Origin of the sequence: Promicromonospora iranensis (assembly GCF_028994805.1) — a bacterium.
Classification (GTDB): Bacteria; Actinomycetota; Actinomycetes; order Actinomycetales; family Cellulomonadaceae; genus Promicromonospora; species Promicromonospora iranensis.
The window spans coordinates 414,153-428,734 of sequence record NZ_JAJQQP010000001.1 but is presented as its reverse complement, the minus strand read 5'-3'; the positions used below and the strand labels follow the sequence as shown (position 1 = coordinate 428,734).

General features: G+C 72.3%; 10 protein-coding genes. 8 read left to right on the top strand and 2 right to left on the bottom strand.

From position 1 onward, the window contains the following. Window positions 1-21: 21 nt before the first annotated feature. Window positions 22-1,335, bottom strand: coding sequence for a CoA transferase (locus LUM46_RS01850; RefSeq protein ID WP_274991885.1), 1,314 nt, complete (start codon window positions 1,333-1,335; stop codon window positions 22-24). A gap of 141 nt (window positions 1,336-1,476) precedes the next feature. Here LUM46_RS01850 and LUM46_RS01845 point away from each other — a divergent pair, with 141 nt between their 5' ends. The 7 genes from LUM46_RS01845 to LUM46_RS01815 all read left to right on the top strand — a co-directional run bounded on the left by LUM46_RS01845 (window position 1,477) and on the right by LUM46_RS01815 (window position 11,931). Next, entirely contained in the window at window positions 1,477-2,301 is an 825-nt protein-coding gene (locus tag LUM46_RS01845; RefSeq protein ID WP_274991884.1) for a DUF5926 family protein, read from the top strand. Between the two features lie 195 nt (window positions 2,302-2,496). Continuing rightward, complete coding sequence (locus LUM46_RS01840) at window positions 2,497-3,294, top strand: glycosyltransferase family 2 protein (RefSeq protein WP_374726954.1); 798 nt, start codon at window positions 2,497-2,499, stop codon at window positions 3,292-3,294. 38 nt (window positions 3,295-3,332) lie between these two features. After that, a complete protein-coding gene (locus LUM46_RS01835; protein WP_274991882.1) occupies window positions 3,333-4,451 on the top strand; it encodes a diacylglycerol/lipid kinase family protein in 1,119 nt (372 codons plus the stop codon). Window positions 4,452-4,477: 26 nt separating this feature from the next. Continuing rightward, on the top strand, window positions 4,478-8,740 hold the full coding sequence (locus LUM46_RS01830; protein ID WP_274991881.1) for a hypothetical protein: 4,263 nt from the start codon (window positions 4,478-4,480) through the stop codon (window positions 8,738-8,740). A gap of 9 nt (window positions 8,741-8,749) precedes the next feature. Continuing rightward, entirely contained in the window at window positions 8,750-10,021 is a 1,272-nt protein-coding gene (gene serS, locus LUM46_RS01825; protein WP_274991880.1) for a serine--tRNA ligase, read from the top strand. 148 nt (window positions 10,022-10,169) lie between these two features. After that, a complete protein-coding gene (locus LUM46_RS01820) occupies window positions 10,170-10,976 on the top strand; it encodes an HAD family hydrolase (RefSeq protein ID WP_274991878.1) in 807 nt (268 codons plus the stop codon). Between the two features lie 103 nt (window positions 10,977-11,079). Then, on the top strand, window positions 11,080-11,931 hold the full coding sequence (locus LUM46_RS01815; RefSeq protein ID WP_274991877.1) for an HAD family hydrolase: 852 nt from the start codon (window positions 11,080-11,082) through the stop codon (window positions 11,929-11,931). A gap of 76 nt (window positions 11,932-12,007) precedes the next feature. On the opposite strand, the gene map is transcribed toward LUM46_RS01815, so the two are convergent. Further along, window positions 12,008-12,787, bottom strand: coding sequence for a type I methionyl aminopeptidase (gene map / locus LUM46_RS01810; RefSeq protein ID WP_274991876.1), 780 nt, complete (start codon window positions 12,785-12,787; stop codon window positions 12,008-12,010). Window positions 12,788-13,064: 277 nt separating this feature from the next. On the opposite strand from map, the gene LUM46_RS01805 reads away from it, so the two are divergent. Next, on the top strand, window positions 13,065-14,462 hold the full coding sequence (locus tag LUM46_RS01805) for an ABC transporter substrate-binding protein (protein ID WP_274991875.1): 1,398 nt from the start codon (window positions 13,065-13,067) through the stop codon (window positions 14,460-14,462). Window positions 14,463-14,582: the final 120 nt, after the last annotated feature.

The window sequence follows — 14,582 nt, the reverse complement described above, 5'->3', positions numbered from 1 at the left end:
GTCGGCCCGCCACCCGGCTGACTAGCCCGGCCGGCCGGCGAGCCAGGACGGTGCGTCCCGTCCCCAGGGGTGCGCCGGGTGCGGGTAGTCGTCGTGCCCCGGCAGCGCCGGGCGTGCGGTGGTGACCCGGTCGTGCGTCACCGTCTCGTTCCCTGGCGCCGGCGCCGCGGCCGGGTGCTGCGGGTCGCGCCCCGGCAGGTCCAGCAGCCAGGTGGCCGTGCGCGCCAGCGACACCGAGACGTCGTGGCCCGGCCCGTCGCCGCGGCGGGTGAGCGCGTCGACGATGCCTGCCGCCAGCAGATAGCCGGACGCGTGGTCGAGGGCCTGGGCGGGCAGCGCTCCTGGCGTCCCGTCCTGGCCCTCCAGCAGGGCGATGCCGCTCGCCGCCTGCACGATCGAGTCGAACCCGCGTCGGTCGGCCCACGGCCCGCTGGCGCCCCATGCGGAGACCCGGCCCGTCACCACGTCGTGCGGCACCTCGAGCCCGAGCGGGTCGATCGCGCCCGGCCGATAGCCGGTGACCAGCACGTCGGCCGCGTCGAGCAGGTCCTGGGCGGTGCGGCGGTCACGGGCGTCCCGGAGGTCCAGGACCGTGCTGCGCTTGCCCTGCCCCGTGTCGAGGTGCTGCCACTCGATCTCCGCGGGGTCCGGCGGGTCGACGCGCAGCACGTCGGCGCCGAGCAGCGCGAGCGTCCGGGTGGCGACGGGGCCCGCGATCACCCGGGTCAGGTCGAGCACCCGGATGCCGGCCAGGGGCGCCGTCCCGCCGTGCGCGGCGTCGATGGCGAGGGGCCGTCGCGCCGGGGACCCGGTCCTCGGGGCATCCGCCGCGGGCGCGGGCCGCGGCCCGGTCCGCACCAGAGGGCCCGACGCTGCCGCGCGTCCAGGCTCCGACGCCCGCCACTCCTGCTCGGTCCGCACGCGCGCCACGATCGCGCCGATGTCTGCCGCGAGGTCCTCGAGCTCCTGTCCCGGCAGCTCGGTGAGCCGTTGGGCGAGGACGGGGCGCGCGACGTCGTCGGGCAGATCGACCAGGGCGGTCAGCCGCTCCCGGTGGTGCGGGTAGTTCGCATGGGTGCGGACCCAGCCGTCGGCGGTGCGGAAGAAGCCCGAGAGGGGCGCGAACCCGTCCACGGCCCGCCCGCCGAGCGCGAAGACCCGGTCGGAGGCGAAGGCCGCGGCGAGCCGGGCTGGTTCGGGGTCGGGGGGATCGGGCCGGGCCGGATCGATCCCGTCCGCCGGGCGGCAGGCTCGCGCGGACGCGCGCTGGACCGCCCGGACGGCGTCGAGGGCGAGGTCGAGGACGGGCAGGTGTGCGGCGAGCCAGGGTTCCACCGCTCCATCATCGGCCCGGCCCGTCGGCGAGGTCTGCGTCGCGCCCCGGTCACGACGTGCTTCAGGGACCGCGACCGACCGCTCCCGAAAACATCACCGGCCGGACAGATCTGTGACCATGCGCGCGGATACACTCGCCGCATGGCCAAGAACTCCTCCCCCGACTTCGTGCTCCGGCCCTTCGAAGGTCTCCCCGGAGAGACCGACTGGGTCGCGATGCGCGAGATCGTCCCGTCGGCGACCGCGACGGCTCGCACGACCGCCGAGTACGGATCCCGCGACGTGACGATCGTGACGCTGCTGCCGGGGGCGTGGACGGCTCTGCACCGCGCCGACGGCACGATCCTGCTCGCGGTGCAGGGAGTCCTCAGCACGGGCGACGTGAGCCGTGACCTCGCCGCGGCCCTCCTCGAGGCGCTGGAGCTCGAGCCGGGCACGGCCGTCGAGTCGGGCGAGCTGCCCGGTACGGGCCCGCGCCTGCAGGACGTGCTCGACACGAGCGTCCCGTTCGAGGTCACCGTGCACGACACGTTCGACTTCTGGCTCGACCCGAGCGCCGAGATCACGCCGGAGCTCAAGGAGAACCTGGAGGACGCCGCCGACGGCGCCATCCCCACGGTCAAGGTGTCCTCGGTCGAGTCGGCGTACTGGTGCCGCATGACTCGCGAGTTCCTCCGCTGGGCGCGTCCCGAGCCGGAGGACGACCTGATCGACGCACTCTCTCGGCTGCACGCAAAGCGCGAGTCAGGGCTAGCAGGTGGGAAGTTCGTGGGAGCGTTTCGTGCGTCAGGGCTGGTCGTGCCCGTCTGGGAGCTGCCGAAGGGCACCGAGGCGGCCGATCTGGAAGGCCCGGCGACGGAGCTCGGCGAGAGGCTCACGAAAGCACTTTCCATCAAGGAGCCGCTTGATGCGAACGAGCGACGCGCAAGAGCAGGTATCGTCTCTCGGCAGGTCACCCTGCGTTAGTCCGGACCCCCTGGCTGGTCGGGCGCGAGCGACCCGGAACGCGTCGGCAGTCACCGAAGATCGCCACGAGCGGTCCAGGTTTCGGCAACTAGCGGACCAAGGGAGTAGGATTCCAGGGGTAAACCTTTGCACTCACCAAGCAAAGGGCTATCCGGTCACCCACCAAGGCAAATCGACGCTTCAGGCAGGACAGGTGTGAACGCTCTCCCGGTCGCGAAGACCACGCGTCCCGGCAATGCTCAGACAGGCAAGAACGTCCAGCGGGTGGCGGCAGTCATCCCCGCCAAGGACGAGGCCGAGCGCATTGCCGCTACCGTGCGCTCTGCGCGTGCGATCCCTCACGTCGACCTCGTGCTCGTGGTCGACGACGGCTCCGAGGACGAAACGCAGCATGTTGCGCGTGCCGCCGGGGCCGTCGTCGTGCGCCACTCGCACAATCGTGGCAAGGCCGCCGCGATGGAGACGGGCGCTGCGGTCGTGGCGATGCGCGACGCCGACGGTCGTCCTCCGCGCCTGCTCATGTTCATCGACGGTGACCTCGGCGACACCGCCGTGAACACGGCGCCGCTCGTGCGCCCCGTCCGCGAGGGTGTGGCCGACCTCGCGATCGCCCTGCTGCCCAAGCAGGCCGGCGCGGGTGGCCGCGGCATCGTGGTGGGTGCGGCCCGTCGGGCGATCGAGGCGATGACGGGCTGGAGCCCGTCGCAGCCGCTCTCCGGCATGCGCTGCCTCACCCGGGAGGCCTTCGAGGCAGCGACCCCGCTCGCCCGCGGGTGGGGCGTCGAGACGGGCATGACCATCGACCTGCTGCGCAAGGGCTACGTCGCCGTCGAGGTGCCGTGCGATCTCAAGCACCGCGCGTCGACGAACGATCTCAAGGGGCAGATCCACCGGGCGGCGCAGTACCGCGACGTGCTGCTGGCGGTGAACGCGCGCAAGATGCGTGGCGCCGTGGACGCGGTGCGGCACGCGGGCTCGAACGTCCGCAGCTGATGGGCGGTGCCACCGCACCAGCCCCGTACCCTGATCCCATGGGGTGGCAAGTCTGGTTAGGGATTGCCGCGATCGTCGTCGCCGTGCTGGCACTTGCCGTCGCCATCGGGGTCTGGACGCAGCAGGCGCGGATGCGGCGACGCGACCCGCATCGGGCGACGCCCCAGAGCGTGCAGGCCGCGCCGCAGCTCGCCGTGGTCGTCAACCCGTCCAAGCACGGCGCGAGCGGCCTGCGGATCCAGGTCCGCGCCCACTGCAGCGCCCACGGCCTCCCGGAACCGCTCTGGTACGAGACCACCGTGGACGACCCGGGCAAGGGCCAGGCCCAGCAGGCGCTCGACGACGGCGCCGACATCGTCGTCGCGGCGGGCGGTGACGGGACGGTGCGCGCGGTCGCCGAGACCATGGTCGGCTCGGACAGGCCGATGGGCGTGCTGCCCGTCGGCACCGGCAACCTCCTGGCCCGGAACCTCGAGCTGCCGCTGGCGAGCGTGGACCACGCTCTCGACGTGATCGTGCACGGCCGCACCCGCGCCATCGACGTCGGCTGGCTGCGGGTGACCGAGTTCGCGGACTCGCCCCGCAACGGGGACCACCCCAACCAGCCCGATCACGAGCCCGACACCGCACGCGAGCACATCTTCCTGGTGATCGCGGGCCTGGGTTTCGACGCCGCCATGGTCGCCACCGCCGATGCCGGCCTGAAGAAGCGGGTGGGCTGGGTCGCCTACTTCGTGGCGGGCCTGTCGCACATGCAGGCCCGGCGGATGCGCGCCACCCTCCAGCTCGACGACAGCCCGCCCGTGGAGGCCCGCGCCCGCTCGATCATGGTCGGCAACTGCGGCATGCTCCCGGGCGGCGTCACCCTCCTGCCCGACGCCGTGCTCGACGACGGCGTGCTCGACGTGGCCGCCGTCGACGTCCGCGGCGGGGTGTTCGGCTGGGCCCAGCTGACGCTCGAGATCGCCATGCAGGGCGTGGGGGTGCGCAACGACCTGCCGGAGAAGCTGGGCCGCATCGACCACACCAAGGCACGGCGCGCGCGGATCCGAGTGCCGGCGGGCGAGGAGGCCCAGGTCGACGGCGACCCGCTCGGGCGGGCGGTCGAGATAGACGTCCACGTCGAGGCGGGCGCTCTGCTGGTCCGCGCACCGTGACGGCTCGGGCCATTTACCCTGGGCGGGTGAATCCCCGTCCCACACGAGCTCTGGCCGTGCCCGCAGTCCTGGCCATGCTCGTGGCGGTCCTGCTGAGCCTGCTGGGCCCGACGACCGCGTCGGCGGCGTCCCGGACCGGCGCGGCAGGAGGGGCCGGACCCACCGCCTCCGGCTCCACCTCGACGCCGCACGCCGCCGCGCCGGTGGTCGTGGTCGGCGTGGCGGGCCTGCGGTGGACCGACGTGTCCCGCAGCACCACCCCGAACCTGTGGCACATGATCGGCGGCGGTTCGGTCGCCTCGATCAACGTCCGTACGGCGGATCCCGCGACGTGCCCGCTCGACGCGTGGCTCACGCTGTCCGCCGGCAGCCGGACGGTCTCGGCCGGCAGTGCCGAACGTGCGGAGGAGCCTGCCCGCGAGCGAGAGGACGGCCGGACGCCCGAGGCGCGCGGGGCGACGTCGTGCACACCGGTCCCCCGGGCGGCCGGCGGGGGCGCCGAGCCGGGCCCTGCGACGGTGGACCGCTGGGCGCAGCTTCCCGAGCAGGAGGAGGACCCGGACGAGGAGGAGGCCGCCGAGGCCTCCGGGACCCCGGCACCCGGGCTCCTCGGCGAGATGCTCGCCGAGGCCGACACCTGCTCGACGGCGGTCGGTCCGGGCGCCGCCGTGATGCTCGCCCGTGAGGACGGGACGGTGGGCCGGTACGTCCCCTCGCTGGACGCGCTGCTGGCGACCGACGCGCCGGGGTCGGACGAGGCACCCGGCGACCCGGCCTGGAGAGGCGTCCTCGCCGAGTGCCCGGTGACCGTCATCGACGCCGGGAGCCTTCCGGAGGGTCCCGAGCGGGCCGACGCGCTCGACGCCCTGGACAGCACTCTCAGCACCCTGCGCACCGGACTGCCGACCGGCACGCGCGTGCTCGTGGCAGGCATCGCGGACACCCCGCTGACGCAGCAGGGGCTGCAGGTGGTCGTCGACTGGGTGGTCGACGTGCCGCGCGTGCGCTGGCTGACGTCCGACGCCTCGCGCAGCACCGGGTTCGTCCAGCTCACCGACCTGACGGCGACCGCTGCCGAGGCCGGCGGCGCCCTCCCCGGCCCCGAGGCGGAGGAGCCCGACGAGGGTCCCGCCGTCGAGGAGCCGGAGATCGACGGCATGCCCATCGTGGTGGGGGAGCCGCGCCGGACCACCGTCGCCCGCACCGTCGAGAACCGGCAGTACGTCAACGTGCTCGCCGACACGATCCCGGCACAGGTGCCGGCGTTCGCGGGCGCGATCGCGCTGTTCCTGCTGATCGCCGTGCTGGTGCTCGTCCTGCCCCGCCGCACGGGGCGGCCACGCCGTGAGCCCGGTCCCTACCGCCAACGGCTCGCGCTGAGCGCCCTGCTCCTCGCGGTGTCGGCCCCGGCTGCCGCCGCCCTCGCGACCCTGACCCGCTGGTGGGTGTGGCCCGCGCCCGAGTTCGGTCTGGCCCTGTCGCTCACCGCTGCGACGGTCCTGGTCGCGCTCACGGTGCGCGCCGTGTCCCGCCTGCTCCCCCCGGCCCCGTGGCGCAACGCCGTCGCGGCGGCGGGGGTCACCTGGCTCGTGTTCACCATCGACGGCAGCACCGGCTTCACGCTGCTGCAAGGTTCGCTGCTGGGTTCCTCGCTCGCTACCGCCGACCGGTTCTACGGGTTCTCCGACGTCGCGTTCCTGGTCTACGCCGTGGCCGGGCTCGTGCTCGCCGGTGGCCTCGCGGCCTACGTGGTGCGGAGCCGTACGCGGCCCGGAACCGGCGCGGCGCCGGGCGGCGGCACGCGAGCCCCCGGTACCGAGCGGCAGTCCCGGCCCGTGTGGCGCGCGGCCGGCGTCGTGGCCGCCGTGGCGCTCGTGACGGTCGGGGTCGACGCGGCGCCCTTCCTGGGTGACCGCCTGCGCGGGCTGCTCCTGCTGGTGCCGTTCGGGCTGGTCGCGCTGCTCGCGGTCCGGTCCGACCTGCTCACCCGGTTCCTCGACGCGCGCGGCTGGCTGCCCTCCGGCAGACAGACCGAGCCGGTGCGCCGCGTACCGTCCGCCGTGCTCGGCCTGTCCGGCGCCCTGCTGCTCAGCCTGCTGTTCGCTGCGGCGGTCTTGCCGGTGCCCGGGGCCGACTCGGCGGGCGAGGAGTCCGGCTCGCTCAGCACCGCGGCACCGGTCGTGCCGCCGGGCGGCAGCGTCATCGTCGTCGGCACCCAGGGGCTGCGCTGGACCGACGTCCAGCCGTCCCTGGACACCGGCAAGGCGCCCGCACCCACCCTGTACGGCCTCCTGGCCGGAGGTGCGGACGCCGCGGGCCTCACCCTGCCCAACGGGCGTGCGGCGCGCTGCCCGGACAGCGGCTGGCTCAGCCTGTCGGCGGGCCGGCTCGCCGAGATCGCCGACGAGCGCGACGCCGACAACCACTGGATCTGCGACGACGTCTCCGTGACGCCGGCGCGGGGCGACAGCCCCGCCGTCGTCGACCAGTGGGACCGCTTCCTGGAGCTGCAGCGCGGATCGGGCTACGCCGCCCACCCGGGCACGCTCGGCGAGGCCCTGGCGGACGAGTGCACGACGGCGGTCGGGCCGGGCGCTGCGGTGGCGCTCGCCGACCGGGACGGCAGCGTGGGCCGGTACTTCGACTTCGACACGGCGGTGGCCGAGGGGTCGGGCGCGTGGGAGTGCCCGGTCACCTTCGTGGACGCCGGGTCGGCGCTCCTCGACGTCACACAGCGTGCGGAGCTGGAGAAGGAGCCGGACGGCAGGGAGCAGGTGGCGGCCCTCCGCGCCGACCTGGTCTCCGACGTGGACCTCGCGGTCTGGCGCGTGCTCGATGCCGCGCCGGCGGACACGACGGTGCTGGTGATCGATGTCGCGACCGTGCCGGAGCACGCGCTCGAGCTCGGGCTGGCGATGACGCGGCCGTCCGCGGCGAACGAGGGACTTCCCCGCTACCTGGCCAGCACCGCCACCCGCACGGAAGGCGTGGTGCGGCTGATGGACGTTCCGGCCGCGGTGCTCGACGCCGTCGGCGTGGACCTGCCCGCCGACGTCGACCCGACGCCGCTGCTGCGTGGCGGTGAGCGGCCCGCCTCCGCCTGGCTCACCGCGGACGAGCTCGCCGACATGACGGCCCGTGACCACGTGCGCCGCGACGCCTACATCTGGCTCGTGGACGTGCCGTTCTGGTTGGGTCTCGCACTGGCCGCGATGTGCTGGTGGGTGCCGCGCCGGCGCCGGGCACGCGGGCTCGGTGACGTCCCCGGCACGTGGCGGCGCGCCGCCGAGGTCGCCGCCACCGCGCTCGCCGCGCTCCCGGCCGGCGGGTTCCTGGCCTCGCTGACGGGCTGGTGGCGGTTCGACCTGCCGGGGCTCGCGATCGTGGGCGCCACGGCGCTCGTGACGGCGGCCGTGGCCGGGCTCAGCCTGCTCGCCCCGCGACGACCGCTGTGGGCCGCCCCGGCCGTGGTCGCCGGCATCACGTTCGTCGCGCTCACGGTGGACGCGCTGTTCGGCACGCCCCTGAACCGGGCGGCGCCGCTCGGCTCGGCCCCGACCTACGGCGCCAGGTTCTACGGCTTCGGCAACCCCACGTTCTCCGTGTACGCGGTGGCGGCGATCGTCCTGGCGGCGGCGCTCGCCCAGCTGCTCGTGACCCGGGGACGCCGGGTGCTGGCCGCGCTCGCGGTGACCGCGGTGGGGGTGATCGCGATGGCGATCGTCGTCTGGCCGACCCTCGGCGCGGATCTCGGCGGCGGGCTGGTGCTGGTCCCGGCGTTCGTGGTGGTCGGCATGGCCGCTTCCGGGCTACGGCTCACCCTCTGGCGGTTCCTCTGGGTAGGGGCCGCCGGCGTCGGTGTGGTCGCGCTCGTCGGGGTCCTGGACTGGTTGCGGCCACCCGAGGCCCGCTCGCACCTCGGCCGGTTCGTGGGCCAGGTGATCGACGGCGAGGCCGTGTCGACCGTGCTGCGCAAGGCTCTGTACGCGCTGAACTCGATCACCGGTGGGCCTACCGTCTGGGTCACGGTGCTCGTGCTCGTGCTGGTCGGGCTGGTGCTGTACGGCCCGGCGGCGTGGCGGCAGCGACTGACCCCCGGCTGGTTCGTGCGCGCACAGGAGCGCTGGGAGTTCTTCCGGCCTGCGCTCGTGGCGATGTGGGCGATGGCCGTGCTGGGCTCTCTGGTCAACGACTTCGGCCTGCGGATCGCGATGATCGCGCTCATCCCTGCGGTGCCGCTGCTCACGCTGGTCGCGCTGCGGACGAAATCGACGGGACAGCCCCGATAGGCTCGGGTCGTGATCGATCTCCGACTTCTGCGCGACAACCCCGACGTCGTCCGAGCGAGCCAGGTGGCTCGCGGCGACGACCCCGACCTCGTGGACGTGGCGCTCGACGCCGACGCGCGCCGCCGCTCGTCCCTGTCCGAGTTCGAGAGCCTGCGCGCGGAGCAGAAGTCCCTGGGCAAGCAGGTGGCCACGGCGCAGGGCGACGAGAAGCAGGCGCTGTTGGCACGCACCAAGCAGCTCGCCCAGGACGTCAAGAGCCACCAGGCCACGGCGACCGAGGCCGAGCAGGAGCTCGACCGCGTGCTGTACTCCATCGCCAACGTGATCGAGGGCGCGCCGGCAGGCGGCGAGGAGGACTTCGTCGAGCTCCGGCAGGTGGGCGAGCGTCGTGACTTCGCGGCCGAGGGCTTCGAGCCGAAGGACCACCTGGAGCTGGGCGAGGGACTGCGCGCCATCGACACCAAGCGGGGCGCCAAGGTGTCCGGTGCGCGGTTCTACTTCCTCACCGGGATCGGTGCGCGCCTGGAGCTCGCGCTGCTGAACATGGCGATGGACCTGGCCGTGCAGGAGGGCTTCACGCCCATGATCACGCCGACCCTCGTCAAGCCCGAGACCATGCAGGGCACCGGCTTCCTCGGTGCGCACGCCGACGAGGTCTACCGCCTGGAGAAGGACGACCTGTACCTGGTCGGCACCTCCGAGGTGGCCCTCGCCGGGTATCACAGCGACGAGATCGTCGACCTGTCGGACGGGCCGATGCGCTACGCCGGCTGGAGCGCCTGCTACCGGCGCGAGGCCGGCTCGGCGGGCCGCGACACGCGCGGGATCATCCGCGTGCACCAGTTCCACAAGGTGGAGATGTTCAGCTACTGCGCCCCGGAGGACGCGGAGGCGGAGCACCAGCGCCTGCTGGGCTGGGAGGAGGCCATGATGGCCAAGGTCGAGCTGCCCTACCGCGTCATCGACACGGCAGCGGGCGACCTCGGCTCGTCGGCGGCCCGCAAGTTCGACTGCGAGGCGTGGCTGCCCACGCAGGAGCGCTGGCTGGAGCTCACCTCGACGTCGAACTGCACGACGTTCCAGGCCCGCCGCCTGGGCATCCGCGAGCGGACCGAGGACGGCTCCACCCGGACCGTCGCCACGCTGAACGGCACGCTCGGTACGACGCGCTGGATCGTCGCCCTCCTGGAGAACCACCAGCAGGCCGACGGCTCGGTGTACGTCCCGGAGGCCCTGCGCCCGTACCTGGGCGGCCTGGAGCTCCTGGAACCCACCAAGTAGCCCCTTGGGCCGTGAGCACGACCGTTGCGCCTGTCGCGGACGCGTAGGCGCAACGGTCACGCTCACAACCATGGCGATCATCTGACATTTCGCCGATCTCGGGGCCCTGGTCGGTTGGCGTTCATGTTCGTGTCGGTAGGCTGCGATCGTGCCCAGCGACATCGACCGAAAGCTCCTCGTAGCCCTCGACATCGACGGCACGCTCGTCACCTATGACGAAGTGCTCTCCGATGCCGCGCGGGACGCCGTAGCCGCCGTCCGAGCGGCCGGGCACCACGTCGTGCTGGCCTCGGGGCGGTCGCTGATCGCCATGACGCCCATCGCGGCGGAGCTCAAGATCGAGGACTCCTGGATCGTCGCGTCGAACGGCGCGGTCACCGCGCGCCTCGACGCGTCCGCCGACATGGGATACACCCTGGAGCGTGTCGAGATGTTCGACCCGCAGCCGGTGCTCCGCATGCTCAAGGAGGAGCTCCCGCACGCGCGCTACGCGGTCGAGGACGTCGGTGTCGGCTTCCGGATGACCGAGCTCTTCCCGGACGGGGAGCTGAACGGTGAGCATCGCGTGGTCGACTTCGAGGACCTCTGGGCGGGGCACGTCACCCGCGTGGTGGTGCGCAGTCCTGGCGAGACCAGCGAGGAGTTCCACGAGATCGCCGCGCGCCTCGGGTTCGACGACGTGACCTATGCCGTCGGCTGGTCCGCGTGGATGGACATCGCCCCCCAGGGCGTGACCAAGGCGTCCGCGCTGGAGGAGGTACGCAAGGAGCTCGGCGTGGCCGCCGAGAACACCGTCGCCGTGGGCGACGGCAGCAACGACATCGACATGCTCCGCTGGGCCCGCCGAGGTGTGGCCATGGGCCATGCGTCGGACACTGTTCAGGCTGCTGCGGATGAAGTGACCGGCTCTATCGAGGACGATGGCGTTGTAGAAGTGCTCAGATCTCTGCTTTGAGGGTAAAAATAGCCAACGGCTGACGCCGTGGGTGAAAGATATCCGTGCAAAGGTATGGATCACTAGCCGAATGCCTGTACATTTGGGCGCGATCCGTCGAAGGGTGACGGCGCTCACGGTGCCATGGGGGTACGTGATGATCCTGGACGACCAACCGGTGTCCATGCGTGTGCGCAACGATGCGCCTCACCTGGTCGCTCTCGACATCGACGGGACCCTGTTGGTGACCGGGCAGCGAGTGCCCGAGCCGACGGTTCTGGCCGTGCAGCTCGTGCGCAGCCGGAAGCATCACGTGGTCCTGGCGTCGGGTCGGTCGTTGACGGGAATCCTGCCCGTGGCCAAGGAGCTGGGGATCACCGACGGCTGGGTGGTCGCCTCCAACGGAGCGGTGACGGCGCGGCTGTGCGACACCTGCGCCAACGGCTACATGCTCGAGGACGTGCTGACGTTCGACGTCGGCCCGGTCGCCCAGATGGCGCTGAGCCGGTTCCCCGACGTGCAGATCGGCGTCGAGGAGATCGGCGTCGGCTACCGCGTGAACCGGACGTTCGCTCCCCACGAGGTCAACGGCGCGCAGCGGGTGGTGCCGGTCGGCGGGCTGGGCGTGCTGCCCGCGTCGCGCGCCATCCTGCGCGGCCCGGACGTGCTGGACCTGCTCGAGCCGCTCCGCCGGCACGGCGTCACCGCCACACAGGCCGGTCCGGACTGGATCGACGTGACACCGCGGCACCTGAGCAAGGCGACGTCGCTGGAGACCATCCGTGCCACGCTCGGCGTCCCGCAGCTCAACACGTTCGCCGTCGGTGACGGCCTGAACGACATCGAGATGCTGAGCTGGGCCGCTCGGGCGGTCGCGATGGGGCACGCCCCGGAGGCGGTGAAGGCGATCGCCCACGAGACGGTCGGCGACATCTCCCAGCACGGCGTGATCCAGGCGCTCAAGACCCTGATCTGAAGTGCCGAGGTAGAACCCCAGCGGGTACTGGCGCCCGCTGGGGTTCTGTCACGCCAGGGTTCTACCCCGGCACGGGTCAGTCGCGCGCCGTCAGGACCAGCGGGCCGTCCTCCGTGATCGCGATCGTGTGCTCCGAGTGCGCGCCCCGGGACCCGTCCGCGGAGCGGAGCGTCCACCCGTCGGCGTCGGTGTAGATCTCGTCGGTGGTCTCGAGGAACCACGGCTCGACGGCGATGACGAGGCCCGGCTTGAGCGGGAAGCCGCGGCCGGCCCGCCCGTTGTTCGGCACGTGCGGGTCGCCGTGCATGGTGCGCCCCACACCGTGGCCGCCGAAGTCGGTGTTGATCGAGTAGCCGGCGGCGTGCGCGACCTCCGCGATCGCCGCGGAGATGTCGCCGACCTTCTTGCCCGGCTGCGCGGCGGCGATGCCGGCGTCGAGCGCGACCTCGGTCGTGCGGATCAGCTTCGCGTCCGCCTCGGCGCGGCTCGGGTCGGGTGTGCCGACCACGAACGACATCGCCGAGTCGGAGACCCAGCCGTTCACGGACGCGGCGAAGTCGATCGACAGCAGGTCGCCGTCCTGCAGCGTGTAGTCGTGCGGCAGGCCGTGCAGCACGCCGTCGTTCACCGAGGTGCAGAGGGTCTTGCCGAAGGGCATGGCGCCGAAGGACGGGTGGTAGTCGATGTAGCACGACTCCGCGCCGCGGTCGCGGATCATCTTGTGCGCGACCTCGTCGAGCTCGAGCAGGTTCACCCCCACCTCGGCGGCAGCGCGGACCGCGAGCAGCACGTCGGCGACGAAGCGTCCTGCCGGGCGCATCTCCTCGATCTCGCGCGGCGTCCTCAGCTCGATCATGTCCGTCCTTCCGTAGGGGCACCAGGGAACTGGCGGCACAAGCCTACGTCGCGCCGGCGACCCGCGAGCCGACGTGCTCGGCGGGCATGCTCCCGGGTTTCACCCGACGTCGGCAACTCGGGCGATTGCAACGGTTTCGTAATGCAAGGTGCTGCTGTATGGGCTTGCATTGGACGGTGAACCACGGTTGCGTTGAGGAAGGGCAACCTGGCGGTCCGCCGGGCCGTACCCGCACGTCAGAGGGTTCTGAGCCCACGAAGCAGTGGAGGAGTACGAGATGACTATCCGGACAGCTTCCAGACGTCGAGCGGTCGCCCTGGCGGCGACCGGCGCGAGCCTGGCCTTGGTCCTGTCGGCCTGTGCCGACACCGATGACGGTGCAGGCGACGGGGGCGACGGCGGCAACGCGGCCGCGCCCGAGCTCGACTGCAGCGTCTTCGAGGAGTTCGGCGACCTCGACGGAACGACGGTCTCCGTCTACACCACGATCGTCGAGCCCGAGGCGGAGACGCAGCAGGACTCCTACAAGCCGTTCGAGGACTGCACAGGCGTCACCGTCGAGTACGAGGCCTCACGTGAGATGGAGGCTCAGCTTCCGGTGCGCGTCCAGGCCGGCAACCCGCCGGACATCGCGATCCTGCCGCAGCCGGGTCTGCTGAACACCCTGGTGACGCAGTACGACGCCGTCCTTCCTGCCCCCGAGCAGGTCGAGGCCAATGTCGACGAGTACTGGTCCGAGGACTGGAAGGAGTACGGCACCGTCGACGGCACGTTCTACGCCGCCCCGCTGGGCTCGAACGTGAAGTCGTACGTCTGGTACTCCCCCACGATGTTCGAGGAGGCCGGCTACGAGGTCCCGGAGACCTGGGACGACATGATGACGCTCACCGAGGAGATCGCCGCGGACAACGAGGGCGCGACGCGCCCCTGGTGCGCGGGTGTCGAGTCCGGTGACGCCACCGGCTGGCCGGGCACCGACTGGATCGAGGACGTGGTGCTTCGCACCGCCGGGCCCGAGGTCTATGACCAGTGGTACACCCACGAGATCCCGTTCAACGACCCGCAGATCGTCGAGGCATGGGACGCCGCGGGCGAGATCCTCAAGAACCCGGACCACGTGAACGGTGGTCTGGGCGACGTCGACTCGATCGCGACCACCCCGTGGACGGACGCCGGGTACCCGATCCTCGACGGCAACTGCTGGATGCACCGCGCGGCGAACTTCTACCAGACGCAGTGGCCCGAGGGCACCAACGTGGCGCCGGACGGCGACGTCTACGCCTTCTACCTGCCGGCCGAGACGACCGACGAGCGGCCGACCCTGGTGGCCGGTGAGTTCATCGGTGCCTTCACGGACCGCCCCGAGGTGCAGGCCTTCCAGACCTACCTGTCGAGCCCCGACTGGGCCAACGCCAAGGCGGCGGCGACGCCGGCCGGTGGCTGGGTGAGCGCCAACTCCGGGCTGGACGCGGAGCTGCTGGCGACGGACTTCGACCGGCTGTCGGCCGAGATCCTGGCGGACCCCGCCACGGTCGCCCGCTTCGACGCGTCCGACCTGATGCCGTCCGAGGTCGGCACCGGCTCCTTCTGGGCCGGTATCACCGAGTGGTTCGCGTCGGACGCCAGCAGCCAGGAGGTCACCGACGACATCGAGAATTCCTGGCCGAAGAACTGATCAGCAGCAATCGGTCCTGAGTGACGCGCGGAGGCGCGGGACATCCTGTCCCGCGCCTCTGCGGGCCTGAGGACCCAGAATTCGGCCCGGGCGACGACGACCGGACCCGACAACCAGGAT